The sequence below is a fragment of the Shewanella sp. 3_MG-2023 genome (genome assembly GCF_030548765.1).
In the GTDB taxonomy this organism is placed as follows: Bacteria; Pseudomonadota; Gammaproteobacteria; order Enterobacterales; family Shewanellaceae; genus Shewanella.
On the sequence record NZ_JAUOSH010000033.1, the window covers coordinates 23,742 to 39,419 of the forward strand.

The 15,678-nt window shown below is 42.3% G+C and carries 12 protein-coding genes and 4 tRNA genes; 8 read left to right on the forward strand and 8 right to left on the reverse strand.

The genetic code is table 11. The features are described 5' to 3' along the window. The first annotated feature begins 1 nt into the window (after position 1). Positions 2-1,579 carry a threonine ammonia-lyase, biosynthetic gene (gene ilvA / locus Q4591_RS16555; RefSeq protein ID WP_303461961.1) on the forward strand — a complete coding sequence of 526 codons (1,578 nt, stop codon included), beginning with the start codon at positions 2-4 and terminating at the stop codon, positions 1,577-1,579. Positions 1,580-1,657: 78 nt separating this feature from the next. Here the strand turns inward: ilvA and Q4591_RS16560 are convergent, their stop codons facing one another. Genes Q4591_RS16560 through Q4591_RS16585 form a run of 6 tightly spaced genes read right to left on the reverse strand, consistent with a single transcriptional unit; the run spans position 1,658 to position 6,886 of the window. After that, positions 1,658-2,005, reverse strand: a complete 348-nt coding sequence (locus tag Q4591_RS16560; RefSeq protein ID WP_102440065.1) for a c-type cytochrome — start codon at positions 2,003-2,005, stop codon at positions 1,658-1,660. Beyond that, a complete protein-coding gene (locus tag Q4591_RS16565) occupies positions 1,998-2,570 on the reverse strand; it encodes an SCO family protein (RefSeq protein ID WP_303461963.1) in 573 nt (190 codons plus the stop codon). Before Q4591_RS16565 ends, Q4591_RS16560 begins: the two co-directional genes overlap by 8 nt. A 19-nt stretch (positions 2,571-2,589) precedes the next feature. After that, positions 2,590-3,690, reverse strand: coding sequence for a WD40 repeat domain-containing protein (locus Q4591_RS16570; RefSeq protein WP_303461965.1), 1,101 nt, complete (start codon positions 3,688-3,690; stop codon positions 2,590-2,592). Positions 3,691-3,747: 57 nt separating this feature from the next. After that, positions 3,748-5,394 carry a DUF1566 domain-containing protein gene (locus Q4591_RS16575; RefSeq protein WP_303461968.1) on the reverse strand — a complete coding sequence of 549 codons (1,647 nt, stop codon included), beginning with the start codon at positions 5,392-5,394 and terminating at the stop codon, positions 3,748-3,750. 2 nt (positions 5,395-5,396) lie between these two features. Continuing rightward, positions 5,397-5,876 (reverse strand): copper chaperone PCu(A)C, encoded by a 480-nt coding sequence (locus Q4591_RS16580; protein ID WP_102440061.1) that lies wholly within the window; start codon positions 5,874-5,876, stop codon positions 5,397-5,399. A gap of 8 nt (positions 5,877-5,884) precedes the next feature. After that, positions 5,885-6,886, reverse strand: a complete 1,002-nt coding sequence (locus Q4591_RS16585; RefSeq protein WP_303461970.1) for a porin — start codon at positions 6,884-6,886, stop codon at positions 5,885-5,887. Between the two features lie 215 nt (positions 6,887-7,101). On the opposite strand from Q4591_RS16585, the gene Q4591_RS16590 reads away from it, so the two are divergent. Further along, entirely contained in the window at positions 7,102-7,995 is an 894-nt protein-coding gene (locus Q4591_RS16590; RefSeq protein ID WP_303461972.1) for a LysR family transcriptional regulator, read from the forward strand. A gap of 431 nt (positions 7,996-8,426) precedes the next feature. Continuing rightward, a complete protein-coding gene (locus tag Q4591_RS16595; protein ID WP_303461974.1) occupies positions 8,427-9,581 on the forward strand; it encodes an alanine--glyoxylate aminotransferase family protein in 1,155 nt (384 codons plus the stop codon). A gap of 97 nt (positions 9,582-9,678) precedes the next feature. Here the strand turns inward: Q4591_RS16595 and Q4591_RS16600 are convergent, their stop codons facing one another. Then, complete coding sequence (locus tag Q4591_RS16600) at positions 9,679-9,930, reverse strand: accessory factor UbiK family protein (RefSeq protein WP_076541888.1); 252 nt, start codon at positions 9,928-9,930, stop codon at positions 9,679-9,681. A gap of 212 nt (positions 9,931-10,142) precedes the next feature. Here Q4591_RS16600 and rep point away from each other — a divergent pair, with 212 nt between their 5' ends. Beyond that, complete coding sequence (gene rep, locus Q4591_RS16605; RefSeq protein WP_102439733.1) at positions 10,143-12,155, forward strand: DNA helicase Rep; 2,013 nt, start codon at positions 10,143-10,145, stop codon at positions 12,153-12,155. Here the strand turns inward: rep and Q4591_RS16610 are convergent. Beyond that, on the reverse strand, positions 12,145-14,817 hold the full coding sequence (locus Q4591_RS16610; protein ID WP_102439732.1) for a diguanylate cyclase: 2,673 nt from the start codon (positions 14,815-14,817) through the stop codon (positions 12,145-12,147). The two genes, rep and Q4591_RS16610, sit on opposite strands and share 11 nt — an antisense overlap. 207 nt (positions 14,818-15,024) lie before the next feature. Between Q4591_RS16610 and Q4591_RS16615 the strand changes: the two genes are divergently transcribed. From Q4591_RS16615 to Q4591_RS16630, 4 genes are all read left to right on the forward strand, one after another. Further along, positions 15,025-15,101, forward strand: a tRNA-Arg gene (locus Q4591_RS16615). Positions 15,102-15,141: 40 nt separating this feature from the next. Continuing rightward, positions 15,142-15,217 (forward strand) — tRNA-His (locus tag Q4591_RS16620). A 43-nt stretch (positions 15,218-15,260) separates the two neighbouring features. Continuing rightward, positions 15,261-15,337: transfer RNA gene (locus Q4591_RS16625), tRNA-Pro, on the forward strand. 162 nt (positions 15,338-15,499) lie between these two features. Further along, a tRNA-Pro gene (locus Q4591_RS16630) sits at positions 15,500-15,576 on the forward strand. The last annotated feature ends 102 nt before the right edge of the window (positions 15,577-15,678 follow it).

Here is a 15,678-nt window from a genome sequence, read left to right on the forward strand (position 1 = left end):
CATGCAATCCTTGGCATCAGCAACGCAACTGGAGTTAACGCCCATGCCCTTAGCTCAGCAATATTTACAGAAGATTCTATTGTCGTCTGTGTATGACGTCGCCAAAGTAACGCCGCTATCGAGCATGAAAAAGCTATCGGCACGCTTTGGCTGTGACGTGTATTTAAAACGTGAAGACATGCAGCCAGTGCATTCTTTTAAGTTGCGTGGTGCCTATAATCGTATTGCGCAGCTAACCCCTGAGCAAGCTGCAGCAGGTGTGGTATGCGCCTCTGCAGGTAATCACGCCCAAGGGGTGGCAATGTCGGCGGCAAGCGTTGGCATTAGTGCGGTGATTGTGATGCCGACGACAACCCCCGAAATTAAAATCGATGCGGTAAAGCGCTTAGGTGGCAATGTGCTGCTCCACGGTCAGGCATTTGATCAAGCCAATGATTACGCCAAAGCCTTATCTGAAACCGAAGGCCGAGTGTATATTGCCCCTTTTGATGATGAAGCGGTGATCGCAGGTCAAGGCACCATAGCTCAAGAAATGCTGCAACAGCAGCGTGATATTGATGTGGTATTTGTGCCTGTAGGCGGCGGTGGTTTAATTGCCGGTATTGCGGCTTATTATAAAGCGGTTATGCCACAGGTTAAAATTATTGGCGTAGAGCCTGAAGATGCTGCTTGTTTAAAAGCGGCATTAGCTGCGGGCGAGCCAGTAACACTAAGTCAAGTGGGTTTATTTGCTGATGGCGTCGCGGTTAAGCGTATCGGTGAAGAGCCATTTAGAGTCGCCAAAGACTATGTTGACCATGTCATTACCGTTACCTCAGACGAAATCTGCGCCGCAGTAAAAGACATTTTTGAAGACACCCGCGCCATTGCTGAACCTGCAGGGGCGTTATCAACCGCGGGGATGAAAAAGTATCTACAGCATGTGGCCAATGACGCCGATAAGCCGTTAAAAGTGGCTTCGATTTTGTCAGGTGCTAATGTCAATTTTCATAGCTTGCGTTATGTCTCTGAGCGCTGCGAGCTAGGCGAGCAAAAAGAAGCTATTTTAGCGGTTAAAGTCCCTGAGCGTCCGGGGATATTTTTACGCTTTTGTGAGCTGTTAGATAAACGCGCCATGACTGAGTTTAATTATCGTTTCTCCAGCCGTGATAAAGCGGTGGTGTTTGCAGGTATTCGCCTGTCAAATGGCCAAGCTGAGCTTGATGATATTATCGCAAATCTAGAAAGCGATGGCTTTGAAGTACAAGATTTGTCCCATGATGAAACCGCCAAGCTACATGTGCGTTATATGGTCGGCGGTCACCCGCCTGAGCCACTTGATGAACGCTTATTCAGCTTTGAGTTTCCTGAGCATCCAGGGGCGTTATTTAAGTTTTTAACTACCCTGCAAAGCCAATGGAATATCAGTCTATTCCATTATCGTAACCACGGCGCCGCTTACGGTCGTGTGTTAGCAGGTTTTGAAGTGCCCGCCAGTGACGGCGAAGCGTTTCAGCAATTTTTAACTGAGCTTGGTTTTGTTTATCAAGAAGAAACCCAAAGTCCAGCCTATCAGCTGTTTTTAGATTCTAACCGTTAATAGGATATTAAACAGGCACCTTGATGGTGCCTGTTTAACCTTAAAGGCCAGCATAGATTCTAACTATCTACTTAGCCGTTATTCACTGGCGCAGATCTTAATGTCCTGTAAATATGTTGCCATCGCCATAATTTCAGTGTCGCTATAAGTTTCCATCACATTTTGCATTGGAATATATAAACCATTAATCCGTCTTTGGTATTTATAGTCACGCAATTGTGAATCCAAATAAGCTGCAGATTGGCCGGCAACTTTTGGGATCAGTGGCATTTTCGGTATTTGTCCATTTGCGCCATGGCAATTGACGCAGCCACCGCGGCCATAATCATGAAATAATTTCTCTCCGCTGATGCTATCTGCATCAGTAGCTTGGCTCGCGAGACTCATAACGCTAAATACTACGCCAGCGAGTAAACGATTAACCATGGTTTGCCTCCACGCTCGGTAAGTATTGAATAATTTCTTCAGCCATACGACTGCCATTCATGCCATAGCCAAAAACATCAATAAGTTGTTGGTCTGGACCATATAAATAGAAATAAGAAGAGTGAAAAACTTCATAGCGCTTAGGTAATGGCTCACTGGCGGGAAGTCCATCAATCTGATAGCCGTAGCTAGCACCAATATTGCTGGCGATCGCAGCGGTTTGCTGGCTATTACCCACTAACGCTTCTATGGCGTTATCAAAAAAGCCCACATATTGATTTAGTTTTTGATGGGTGTCTCTGTTGGGGTCGATAGAGATAAAGACTGGGGTCACTTGCTTGGCGTTGTCACCGAGTTTTTGCAAGATACTCTTGAGGGTAAGTAAAGTGGTTGGACATATGTCCGGACAAGTTGTGTAACCTACAGTCAGAAGTAAATATTTATCCGGATAAGACTGTGCTGTGACAGGATCGCCATGTTTATTGAGCATATTAAACTCAAGCGTCTCTGCAGCAACAGTTGCACTGTAAAAAACAAAACTTAACAAGCAAAAAATTATACGCATATTGGCCTCTTATAATTAACTAATGGCAGATGGTGTTCGTTAGGCCCATAACAATATGATTGGGCTGGATGAGCTGTGTCTTGATGTCGGTTTTACCGCTGAGTTTACGTAAATCAACGACCTTAATGTCGCTTGAGTTGTCATGGGAGGAAAACATCGATTTACTGTCTGATACCACCACCATGTCGCGAGTGTGTCCCTCAGTAGGTAGTAGGGTAATTTTATTATCTCCTTTTAGATTAAAAATATGTAAGCCCTTACGAGATTCAACAGCAGCGACTCGCTCTAACCAGCCAGTGCGAATTTTGTTTGCTTTAGCGCCAATATTGAGCTCTTTGATAGTATTTCTTGAATAGGCATCAATGATTTTTATGTTGCCATTATTGGCGGCTAGTACGATATGTTGGCTATCAGAGGTTACATATGGCCGTGCGACTTCGGCATCAAAATCAAGCCATTTCCAATCTTTATTACTGATAAAGTCCCAAATATGGACTTTATGATCCTTAGGAATCGATACCATACCTAAGCGTGAGTCTGGGGTTAGGGTTATTTCGCTGACGGGATTACCATTACCCATGGTAATAGTTTTCAAACTATCGTGATAAACATTCCAAATATGTGTTGCGCCATTTGTTTCTTGAGTGATCATCAGCCGGTATCCATCTGACGAGAAATTAAGTGAGATTGGACTAGCAAGATTATTAATATGTTTAACCACTTTTTGAGTTAATGGTTCTACCACAGTAACTTGATCTTTACCTGCGACAGCCAACATTGCACCATTTGAGTGAAACTTTAACGACTGGGCTTGAAAGCCTAATGCCATTGACCATGTTTTATTATTGCTTAAGTCCCAAATATACAGGCTTGGGTCATTTTTAATGGCGTATACCAATAGACTTTGTACATCACTGACAACCATATCAACGGGGATCCCCGCGAGTTTCTTGTGTTCCACTAAGGTAAAATTAAAGGTATCAATGATTGCTAATTGCGCTGATTTAGCATCTGTGACAAAGGCCCAGCGGGCTCCGTCGTCGTAGGTCTGTTGGGCTTGTACCGAAGCACAAAAGAGCATAGTTAAAAGGCTTAAAGCCACTTTTAGCTGTCTGAGCATAGTCGTTATCTCTTAGGAAGAAAGCCTTCTGCGAGGATGCAGAAGGCTTGAGTACTATTACAAGTCGCGTACACAGCGGTTCCAGAACAAAGAACCTTTATCTTGGCCTTGACCATCACCAATTTGGTAACCGACACCCCATGCAAGTGTCCCATGTTGACCACGGATTTTTTGTTCTTCAGTTGTCTGCTCTAATTTTCTTGCCGTTAATGGCCTATAGAGCATCATTGGTCCACCAATGTGGGATGTACTGGACCAGAAGTAATACTTATAGGGCGTATTAGGGAAAAATTCTTCATCAATAGACGGATTAAACTTGTTGTAATTGACGATAGACACCAGCTCTTTCACCTGTGGCAAGCGCCAATCTTTTTTACCTGCTAATTCAAGGTTTTCACAATATTGGATAGAGTTTTCCCAGTCTCTACGGCTAGGTCCAACCTCTTGCTGCCACTGTAGATTAGTTAGTTTGTCAGTAACGGTTTTATCGTTATTGTCGATAAAGTCATTAGTATGGAAACCGCTATCTTGCTCTGCTCTGACACAACGAACCAATTTGGTTGAGGCGGTATGCTGACCCATGATATGTGCATCAGGGAAGCCCACATGCCAGACGTGATCCTTGTGGTCGCTAATAGGCAGTGCCCAAATACCAGAACTCATCCGAGGCATGTTTAAAAAGGCATTCATATCAATGGCTGGGCGGAATTCACCGTAGTCAGCAATGGAAACGAGCTCTTTCATAAATGGCAAGCGCCAATCGCTTTGTCCTTCGAGCTCTAATGAATCACAATAATTTACCGCTTCAGCGGCGTTCATCCATAAACGGGAAGTTTTACGTTCCCAAGTTAACTTAGTATTATTGTCTAGAGTCGTTAAGCCAGAATCACTGATGGTGTAACTTAGCGGGTTTTTAATCGTATCGTTATCTTCACCTTTAGTGTCGGTGAAGTCTTGAGCTTGGCCGCTATCAGGCAACTTGAATCCAGGGGTTGCAGGCATCCCTTTACCTGTAGGGAACTCGATTCTGTCGATGTGTTTTACAAACTCGCCACTGGTATAAGCGATCATGTCGCGCCAATCATCTTCAGTATGCAATTTCGCAATGCGCTTCATCATACCGGCTTTGCGGTTGGTACGAATGCCATCACGATAGGCTTGCATAGTTTCAAATACATAGGTCGGCATCTGGCCACGAATAGTCGGATTTGCCTTTTTAGTGCTTAGCCCTTGCTCGCCATGACACATTTTGCAGCTTTTATCGTATTTAACTTTGCCGCGTTTATAAGACTCGCTGGCTACAACTTCTGGGTTGGGATAAAAACTCATTTCTTTATTAGCATATATAATGGCGATTTCTTCCATTACATCAACTGGATACTTATACACGGTCAATTTCATTTGTGAGGCAATGCCGCCAAACCTTTCAGCATCATAGTCGATCCATTGATCCAAAAAGTATTGTGCTGGCAAGCCTTCTAATTTAGGGCTTAAGGTTTCAACAACGTTTTCGCGGGCAGGGCGATGACACCCCATGTAGCAAGTCGCGCCCATTTTTTCGGCGCGGGCTATTTGTTCTGGGGTTAAGTCGCTATAGGTGCGAGTGACTTTATAGTCCCCATGAGCCATCTCTGCAGTAACACTACCGCAAATGGACAGACTGACAGCTAAAGCTGATAACGAAATCAGATGGTTGAATTTCATAATTAATGTCCTTTATGGTGAGCAGAAGCTTGATTAATGTCAGCCACTGATTTGACTACGGCTTCGCAGCTTATCTCTGGACCGTAGGCAAAAATAAAATTCATCTGATAAGTTTCGCCTACTACTGCAGGCTGATTTAGATCCATTAGCATGATGTGTGCTGCCCCTGGTTTGAGTTGGGTAAGTGGCTTATTCAAGATGACACGAGGAATTTGAAACATGCTCATAGTGCCATTTTTCATTTTAACATCGTGTAATTCAACCTGTTTTGATAAGCCTTTAATCTCAACGCGTTGTAGCATTTCTGCACCTGGTAAGCGGTAAGTTTTAGCATCGGCATTTGTGTCATAGTTAATATCGGCATAAGCTGCAGTTGATGTGGCTCCAGGAATACTCTCCCGAATGACACAGTTTTCAATATTGACGCTAGCATGACTCATACTTGTAACAAGCAAGGATCCTAAAATCATTAGTTTTTTCATTATTTACCTCAGAAATGGAAGATGAAACCAATGTTGACGTTGTCATCATGGGCATCATTTGGATTGATATCGACAGGTTGCTCTTTGTAGAGTGCCGCTTCGGTATACAAGGTGATATTGTCACTGAAGTGATATTTAATGCTGGCAATAGTTAAGTTTTGATCCGGGTTTTGCGCTTCATCTTCCCAGCTTTTAGTTTGAAAGCTGATACCGAAATCAATGTTATTGTAGTTATATGTTAGTGCAGCTGAGTAAACGCTTTTTGCTTGACTTGGCGAGCTTTCAGTCAGTTCAGCAAGGGCGGCAAGGGTGACATTATCCCACTGGTAATCTGCAGCTATAGTCCAGCGAACACAGTTTTCATCAACACTGCCGAATACTTTTTTATCGATTTGTGCACGGTTGATGATCAGGTTGTAATTTTCACCGTGATATAAGGCGCGGAGGCCGAAAATATCGATATCAGTATCATTGTGTTGATTGGGAGTGATAACGGCGGCCTTGAACCAAAGAGTGCCAAAGTCGCCTGAGATTTTAGGTGTCGCATAGGCCAATTGATTATGACCATATTTAGCCGCTTCAAATAAATTGCCACCACTTGAGATTTCCATATTGTTACTGGCATGGATGTCCACTTTTGAATAAAGATCTTTCCAGGTTCCAGTAGTGCCTTCACCGACAAAAACACCACCATAGTTTTTATAGGCGATAAACATATTGGCATCAATCAACTCAATATCATTAAAGGTGCTGGTATCGGTAAAGTTATCTGAGTATTGCAACCGAGTGTTATAAAACACTTTCAAGCCATCATTTTTATATAAACCTTTAAGGCCAAGGTTGGCTTCGGCTATTTGCGCATTTAAGCTTTCATTGCTTTGGTATCGTACCTGAGCTTGGGTGCTACCATAAAGTGTTGGTAGCCAGTGTGCATTTTCAGCTGCGACTGTGACCTGTGGTGTAATGCTTAAGGTAGCCATACCAAGCATGATCAATCTCTTATTATTCATATTTTAAATCACTATTTTTGTTAATTATTATGCTTGAGTGATATGGTATGAATAATAAAAAGTATCCGCTTATTGTTAATTGCATTGCCGCTATGCAAATGTTGAATTAAAAATTTTGAGATATATCTCGTTTTGGTGTGTTTATGTTAACTGGGGAGTGCTTTTTATAATTTTTTAACTTTGTGAGGGTTTTTATGGATATAGAGAGTTTGAGAATGTTTAAATCAGTGACGCATTATATGAGCATTACTCAAGCAGCACTTATATTGGATATTAGTCAGCCAGCATTAAGCCGACGGATTAAGCAATTAGAAGACGAGCTTTCAGTAAAACTATTACATCGCAGTGGTGGCAAAGTTGAACTGACACCGCAAGGGGTAAGATTCTTACAATCAGCAGATTGCATTTTAGCTGAACATGATTCAGTTAGAGATGAAATATCAAGTGACATAAATGACACTAAAGGCCATATTGTATTGGGATTAGTCCATCCTATGGCGCGTTGGCTTAGTGAGAGTTTTATCGAAGATTATAGTAAGCGCCATCCAAATACCTACCTAAGTTTAGTAACAAAAAGCCCGAAGGAGATGGTGACGATGGAAGGCTGCGACTTAATGGTTTCACCTGTATTGCCTGATGATATAGCTTTAATAGCGAAAAAGGTTCACAAGTTTAAGCGTTACTTTTGTGCATCTCCTGACTACGTTCGTATTAATGGGCTACCTAAACATCCTGATGACTTAGTTAAACATCAATGTATTGTTAATTCTGCAGTAAATAAGAATGAAAAAAGTTGGCTCTGGCATTCGAAAACTGGGGATCAAGGGGGGTCTAAGATCACTCCCGCTATTTCTACCGACTCAATAGATGTTGCTGCAACGCTAGCAATTAAAGGAATGGGCGTTGCTTCTCTTCCTGGTAGCCAGCTAAATCATTATTTTAAATCTGGCTCGTTAGTCGAGCTGTTTGACTATCAATTTTATCAACATCAAGATTTATATTTAGTTTATAGAACACGAGAATTTATGCGTGCAAACCTTAAACAACTTATTTTAGAATTGCAGGAGTTTTATCGAATTCAATATAGTAATTGCACTTTATCTAATTAGTGATTTAATTATGTTGGATAGGTGGTTTATTAATTTAAAATGAAAATCATCCTCAGTTGGCTGAACTTAAGCAGATAATATATAAATGAATTAAATTAAATTAATATTAAGGCTTCACTTATAGTGATTATAGTTGAATTTTTTTAGGCATCGTTATATGTATTTTTTAAATTTATCAGTCTCTATTTCTGATTAGTTAAAGTAGTGAACGTTAATGTAAATGAATAAAAGTTATCTATGGCATCACCTTTTGCTATGTCGGTATGTTATGGTGCTTTTACTCGTGAGGCTCAATAACCGACTCAGTTCTCATCAGTGACAGCCTAAACGAGAAAATACTTGTGGGTTGTAATTAATACTTCTATGTAGGGTAATTATTTGACCAATAATATTTTAAAATAAAATAGTGAGACCTAGCCAAGGAGACTTTGATGTTATCTGTACCATCTAATGTTGTAACAAAAATTAGTGCCTTTAATCCACCTCGCCGCACCCTTATGGGGCCAGGGCCTTCAGATGTCTATCCTGAAGTGCTTGCTGCGCAAGCAAAACCCACCATTGGTCATTTAGACCCTTTATTCGTCGCCATGATGGATGAGCTAAAAGCGCTGATTCAATATGCATTTCAAACTGAAAATGAAATGACCCTAGCTGTGTCTGCGCCAGGTAGCGCTGGTATGGAAACCTGTTTTGTAAACCTGGTTGAGCCAGGTGAAAAAGTCATCGTCTGTCGTAACGGGGTGTTTGGCGAGCGTATGCGCCAGAATGTTGAGCGCGTTGGCGCGACTGCGATTGTGGTTGATAACGAATGGGGCGAACCTGTTTCAGTATCAGCGGTAGAAGCAGCGCTGCAAGCCAACCCTGATGCCAAATTCTTAGCCTTTGTCCATGCTGAAACCTCTACTGGCGCAGTATCTGATGCTAAAAGCTTATGCGCATTAGCGCAGCAACATGATTGCTTAAGCATTGTCGATGCGGTGACATCACTGGGCGGCGTTGAGTTACGAGTGGATGATTGGGGCATTGATGCCATCTATTCAGGTAGCCAAAAGTGTTTATCATGCGTGCCTGGGATTTCGCCAGTGTCTTTTTCAGCCAAAGCGGTTGAGAAATTAAAGCAACGTAAAACACCTGTTCAAAGTTGGTTCCTCGATCAAACCTTGGTAATGGGTTATTGGGGGAGTAAAGATAGTGGCGCAAAACGCAGCTATCATCATACCGCGCCTGTAAATGCCCTTTATGCACTGCATGAGTCATTACGTATTTTGGCCAATGAAGGCTTAGAAAACGCATGGCAACGTCATGCTGATATGCATCAGTTACTGCGTGCCGGCCTTGAAAAACTAGGGCTTACTTTTGTTGTTGATGAAGCGTGCCGTTTACCACAACTCAATGCGGTGTTTATCCCTGAAGGTGTTGATGACGCTGCAGTGCGTAAACAGTTGCTGGAAAACTATAATTTAGAAATCGGTGCGGGCCTTGGGGCATTAGCGGGTAAAGCATGGCGCATTGGTTTGATGGGCTACGGCGCAAGACGCGAAAATGTTGCCTTGTGTTTACGTGCTTTAGAAGAAGCGCTGAACTAAGCAGGTTGATGTAAATGTTATACAAAAATGGCATCCAATTGGATGCCATTTTTATTGCTTTTTAGCCATGGTGATGGCTGAAAATACCAGCGATTTTCTACTCAGCTGAGAACTTTTTCTCTAATTCATCCACTTGGGCTTGCAGTGCTTCAAGCTTTTCACGGGTTTTTAATAACACGTGTTGCTGAACTTCAAACTCTTCGCGAGAGACCACATCTAATTTCATTAATTGGTTTTGTAGAATTTGCTTTGAACGTTCTTCAAATTCACCGGCAAATTGCTTTACGCCACTAGGAAGATTATCACTCAGTTGCTTGGCAACTTCTTCAAGTTTTTTAGGATTAATCATTATCAATTCCATATTAAAATTAGCTGTTTGTTAGCTCGATTGTACCTGAGGCGGAGGCGTTTTCCAAAGCAATCACCATTGTTTGCTGCTTCATTTGTCACTTTTAGTATTACGATCGAAAATACCATAACGATCGATATTTTTAATTGCAGCTTGGCGGTTTCTGGTATGATCACGATCCTTTTATTTTCGTTATTGGTGATCTAGTTAGCATGAAGTTAAATCCTGGGCAAAATGATGCCGTTCACTATGTTTCTGGACCTTGCTTGGTTTTAGCGGGGGCGGGTAGTGGTAAAACTCGGGTAATTATTAACAAAATTGCATACTTAGTTGAAAAGTGTGGCTACAAGGCGCGCAATATTGCTGCCGTGACCTTTACCAATAAAGCCGCCCGTGAGATGAAAGAGCGTGTATCGCAGTCAATGGGGCGTAAAGAAGCTCGCGGTTTGTGGATTTCAACCTTCCATACCTTAGGCTTAGAAATTCTTAAACGTGAATATAAAGTGGTGGGCTTAAAAGCTGGCTTCTCACTGTTTGATGACCAAGACACCTTTGCATTATTAAAAGAGCTCACAGAAGATGAGCTTGAAGAAGATAAAGACCTCATCAAAGCGCTTGCTAGCGCCATTTCAAACTGGAAAGGTGATTTAGTCGTACCTGATCAAGCGCTCAAACGTGGCGGTGACGAACAAACTCAATTATTTGCCAAGCTTTATCAGCGCTATGCCCAGCAAATGAAAGCCTACAATGCGCTGGATTTTGACGATCTGATTTTATTGCCGACGTTATTGTTGCGTCATAATGAAGAAGTAAGAACCCGCTGGCAGACCCGTATTCAATACTTGCTGGTGGATGAGTATCAAGATACTAATACTAGCCAATATGAGCTGGTGAAGCTGTTAGTTGGCGAGCGTGCGCGATTTACCGTGGTAGGTGATGACGATCAATCGATTTATTCATGGCGTGGTGCTAAACCGCAAAATTTGGTGTTACTAGGGAAAGATTTTCCGCAACTGCGCTTGATTAAGCTAGAGCAAAATTATCGCTCTAGCCAACGTATTTTACGTGCGGCCAATATCTTAATTGCTAATAACCCCCATGTGTATGAAAAAACCTTATTCAGTGAGCTAGCCTACGGTGAGCCGCTTAGGGTGCTATTTGCTGCCAATGAAGAGCAAGAAGCAGAGCGGGTGGTAGCGGAGATTATTCGTCACAAATTCGTTGGCCGTACTCAGTTTGGTGATTATGCCATCTTGTATCGGGGTAACCATCAATCGCGGTTATTAGAACGTGCATTAATGACTAACCGCATTCCTTATAAGCTTTCAGGTGGCACTTCGTTTTTTGCACGCGCAGAAATTAAAGACATTATGGCTTACCTGCGCTTGGTGGTGAATCCAGATGATGATAATGCCTTCCTAAGGGTTGTTAACCTTCCTAAACGTGGTATTGGCCCTGCAACACTGGAGCGTTTAGGCAGTTATGCCAATGAAAAGCACATCTCGTTATTTGAAGCGATTTTTCAAGCTGAGCTAAACCATCATCTGTCGCCAGCGGCAATGGGGTCGTTATATCAGTTTGGTAAATTCATAGTCGATACCGGCGAAGTGGCTAGCCGCGGTGAACCGGTAGACGCCATTAAGCAGCTTATTCGTAAAATTAACTACGAAGATTATTTGTATGAAACCAGCACCAGCGCTAAAGCAGCTGAAATGCGGATGAAGAATATTTCAGAGCTGTATAAATGGGTGACTCAAATGCTTGAAGGTGATGATTTGGACGAACCAATGACCTTACCTGAAGTCGTTACCCGTTTGACCTTGCGTGACATGATGGAACGTAACCAAGAGGATGAAGGCGGCGATCAAGTACAGCTGATGACCCTACATGCATCGAAAGGCCTCGAATACCCTTATGTGTTTATGGTGGGCACCGAAGAGCGCATCTTGCCGCATCAGTCGAGTATTGATGAAGACAATGTCGATGAAGAGCGCCGACTCGCTTATGTGGGGATCACCCGAGCACAGAAAGAGTTATGGTTTACTATGTGTCGAGAACGGCGCCAGTTTGGTGAAACCATGCGCTGTGAGCCAAGCCGTTTTTTGATGGAACTGCCTCAAGATGACTTGATTTGGGAAAACCGTAAACCAAAGCAAACTGAGCAAGAAAGGCTGCAAACCGGTAAAAGCAATATCGCTAACTTGCGAGATATGTTTAAGAAGTAAGCTTAGCTAACTGACACTCCGCTCCTTGTTGGGTGTCAGCTATTTTCTCTAACTGCGTTTTTATACAGATGTCGTTAGCAGAGAATAAGCGCCCTTGACCTTGGTAGTACCCCAGCTGTCGTAACGCTGTGAGTTGTTCGTCAGTATTAACTCCATCAGCAAACATTTCAAACCCTAAGGTCGATGCAATGAGGCAATATGCTTTAGCCAATTGCAATTGTTTGCTATTCAGTAAATGTTGGCTTGCATCAGCATCCAGTTTAAGGGCTTTTATTGGCAAAAAGCTGAGGCTGCTTAACGAGCTATAACCTGTGCCATAACCATTAATGCCGATATTAACCTCAAGCTCAGTTAAAGTATCAAAGGCCGTGATATGGTTTTTTCGGTCTTTAACGAAGGCTTTTTCATGGAAAAACACCCATAAATGGCTTGGACTGATTTGGCTATTTTTGATGGTGTTTTTTAAGCTTCGTAAGTCGTATTTCAACTTAATATGCTTGCTTGATAGTGACATGTGAATTTGTGGCGCGTGGCCCAGGGTGTCAGTTAACGCCTTATAGCCACTATCGATATATTTAAATATATAGTCATCAAAAATGGTGATAGTTTGGGTTTTACTCGCCAATGACTGCAGTTGTTGGTGACTGATACTACCATGTGTAGCGTGTTGCCAAGAGGCTATGGGCTCATAAGCCAAAATGCTCAGACCATCAAAATCGACCACGGGGATTAAATTAACATTTATATGGTGATTTTCTAATGCCTGCTGGAAGTCCTGCTCTAATTCCACTCTTTGATTAAAGTGTTGCTCAATGTGCTGATCAAACACCACATAACAACCTTTACCTTTGGCTTTTGCCTGATACATAGCAGTGTCAGCATGACGTAAAATAGACTCGCTGTCATAGGAGGTGTTCTTTGCGCTATAAGCCACGCCAATACTAGCGCCGGAGATTACCTGTTGGCTGGTTAATGTAAACGGCTGAGCGATGGCTTTAAGTATGCGTTCACTGACATCTTCAGCATCTTGTTTACGATGAATTGAGTCTAGCAGTATCACAAATTCATCACCGCCTAAACGTGCAAGGGTATCGTTATCACGGATACACGCTTTTAATCTTTTTGAGGTTTCAATTAAAAATCGATCCCCTTCTAAATGACCTAAAGTATCGTTAATTTGTTTAAAGCCATCTAAGTCGATAAACAATAATGCACATTGTTCATTTTTATTACGCCTAAGATGTTTAATGGTTTGGGATAAGCGCTCCATAAAGAAGCTACGATTGGGTAAGCCGGTTAAATTATCATGTTTGGCATCAAAGACTAATTGGGCTTCGATCTTTTTACGCTGCATAATTTGTCGCTGCAAATTGTCATTCATTTCAGCGATAGCATGGGTGCGCTTTTGGACTTTGTCTTCTAATAATTCATGACTTCTTTTTAGCTGCTCTGCGGCTAATTTCTTTTCTATGGCATTGGCAATGTGTTGTGACACAAAGGTCAGTAACTCAAGATCTTTAACCGCAAAAGAGTCGTTATCGCTTAAGCTGTATATCGTTAACCCACCGGTGACTTCACCGTGGATAAATAATGGAATACCAATCCATTGCACCATTGCGTGAGTGTGGTTTAAGTCTGGATTATGGCCGTAGATGTCACCGGCTTTAATTAATGCTTGAATATCTTGCTGGCGCAGCAGTAGCGGCTTTTTATGCTTAAGAATATATTCTGTTAGCCCATCTTGCATTGGACGAGGCTTAGGCGGCTCTGAAGCCATCTTAGAGACATAAAAGGGGAAAGAAAGCGTATTGCTTGCTTTATTAACTAAAGAGATAAAACAATTTTCTGCAGGAATAAGTTGGCTGATGATTTTGTGGATCTGTGGATAGAATACAGATTGGCTAACATCAGAGGTCGACAGATCTGCAATTTGAAACAGTGCTGATTGCAACTTTTCAGCTTTTACGCGCTCTTGTACCTCTTGTTTTACTTTTTCGTAGGCATCACTGAGCTCTTTAGTTCGCTGCACAATGGCAATTTCGAGCTCTTCATTATGACGCAAACGTTCCATTACCCCAGAGATATGGTGGCAAATAAAGCCCATTAATTCTAATTCTAATTCACCATATATGATGTCATCACTGTAGCTTTGAACAACTAATACGCCAGTGACCTTATCATTATGCTTAATTGGTACCCCTAACCATTGCAGGCAGGCTGAACCTAAGTCATCTATTTCGCCTGCTTTTACCAGTGACTCAAAACCTTGATCATCACACAATAATGGCTCGCCAGTTCTCAGTACGTAGCCAGTAATCCCCCGTTTGAGCAGCGCTGATATTTCTTCATCGGGATAAAGCTCACTTGGATGGGGATCTTTTTCATCGGCAAAAAAAGGCAAGCTAATAATACTGCTGTCGGTATCGAGTTCAGCAATAAAGAAGTTATCAGCGTGGATAAGTTTTTGCAGGTGAGAGTGAACGCCATGATAAAAAGCATCAAGGGAGATGGCGTTAGTGGCAATGTTGGAAATTTCCAGTAATGCATTTTGGATTACTTCAGCACGTTTGTATTTGCTTAGCAAACGCCTTAGTCGTGACACTCTTCTTTTGAGGTGCTCAACATTATCTGAACTAAATATGGGGAAGGTTCCCTTTTCCATAGCACGCCCTTAATTCCTTTAAGACTTTTTACTGACGTTTCAGTATATGAAACTTAACCAATAATGTGAACCAACATGAGTTTATAATTAAAAATGCTCAAAAATATCCCAATTCAGTCAAAACATGAGCAAACAGAAAAAAAATTAAAAACAAAGGTAGACGTGAAGCTGATTTATCCCTATTATGTGCGTCGCTAACCAAGGCGAGCGCCCATAGCTCAGCTGGATAGAGCGTACCCCTCCGGAGGGTAAGGCCGAAGGTTCGAATCCTTCTGGGCGCACCATTCGGTACAGTAGCTTGTTAGCAAAATTGAAAGGTCAGTGGTGATTGTAGCTCAGTTGGTAGAGCCCCGGATTGTGATTCCGGTTGTCGTGGGTTCGAGCCCCATCAGTCACCCCATTCAATTTAACTTCTTTTAGAAGTGTCGTAATTGCAACATCTTCGGTGATTAGCGCAGCCCGGTAGCGCATCTCGTTTGGGACGAGAGGGTCAGAGGTTCGAATCCTCTATCACCGACCAAATTTTAGTATTCCAATTAGTGATTTATTTTGATCCTATCAGATTGGCCTACCGTATAAAAAGTTACATTCAGTGAATAGCGTTGTTGATAACGCGTCACTCACTCTTTTAGAGTGAAGCAAAGGGTTGACCTTATAAGACTTAGAATATCAGTAAAAATTTCGGTGATTAGCGCAGCCCGGTAGCGCATCTCGTTTGGGACGAGAGGGTCAGAGGTTCGAATCCTCTATCACCGACCACATTTAACAAAAAAGCCACTCAATGAGTGGCTTTTTTGTATTTCAAATAAACTCCTTGTGCAGCATCATCCCCTTTAGCTACTCCCTTGTTACCTCAATGGT

What these genes read in the sequence shown, in the direction of transcription:
- ilvA (WP_303461961.1), top strand. Translation starts at nt 2, where the DNA reads ATGCAATCCTTGGCATCAGCAACGCAACTGGAGTTAACGCCCATGCCC.
- rep (WP_102439733.1), top strand. Translation starts at nt 10,143, where the DNA reads ATGAAGTTAAATCCTGGGCAAAATGATGCCGTTCACTATGTTTCTGGA.
- Q4591_RS16585 (WP_303461970.1), bottom strand. Translation starts at nt 6,886, where the DNA reads ATGAATAATAAGAGATTGATCATGCTTGGTATGGCTACCTTAAGCATT.
- Q4591_RS16570 (WP_303461965.1), bottom strand. Translation starts at nt 3,690, where the DNA reads ATGCTCAGACAGCTAAAAGTGGCTTTAAGCCTTTTAACTATGCTCTTT.
- Q4591_RS16590 (WP_303461972.1), top strand. Translation starts at nt 7,102, where the DNA reads ATGTTTAAATCAGTGACGCATTATATGAGCATTACTCAAGCAGCACTT.
- Q4591_RS16610 (WP_102439732.1), bottom strand. Translation starts at nt 14,817, where the DNA reads ATGGAAAAGGGAACCTTCCCCATATTTAGTTCAGATAATGTTGAGCAC.
- Q4591_RS16595 (WP_303461974.1), top strand. Translation starts at nt 8,427, where the DNA reads ATGTTATCTGTACCATCTAATGTTGTAACAAAAATTAGTGCCTTTAAT.
- Q4591_RS16580 (WP_102440061.1), bottom strand. Translation starts at nt 5,876, where the DNA reads ATGAAAAAACTAATGATTTTAGGATCCTTGCTTGTTACAAGTATGAGT.
- Q4591_RS16575 (WP_303461968.1), bottom strand. Translation starts at nt 5,394, where the DNA reads ATGAAATTCAACCATCTGATTTCGTTATCAGCTTTAGCTGTCAGTCTG.
- Q4591_RS16565 (WP_303461963.1), bottom strand. Translation starts at nt 2,570, where the DNA reads ATGCGTATAATTTTTTGCTTGTTAAGTTTTGTTTTTTACAGTGCAACT.
- Q4591_RS16560 (WP_102440065.1), bottom strand. Translation starts at nt 2,005, where the DNA reads ATGGTTAATCGTTTACTCGCTGGCGTAGTATTTAGCGTTATGAGTCTC.
- Q4591_RS16600 (WP_076541888.1), bottom strand. Translation starts at nt 9,930, where the DNA reads ATGATTAATCCTAAAAAACTTGAAGAAGTTGCCAAGCAACTGAGTGAT.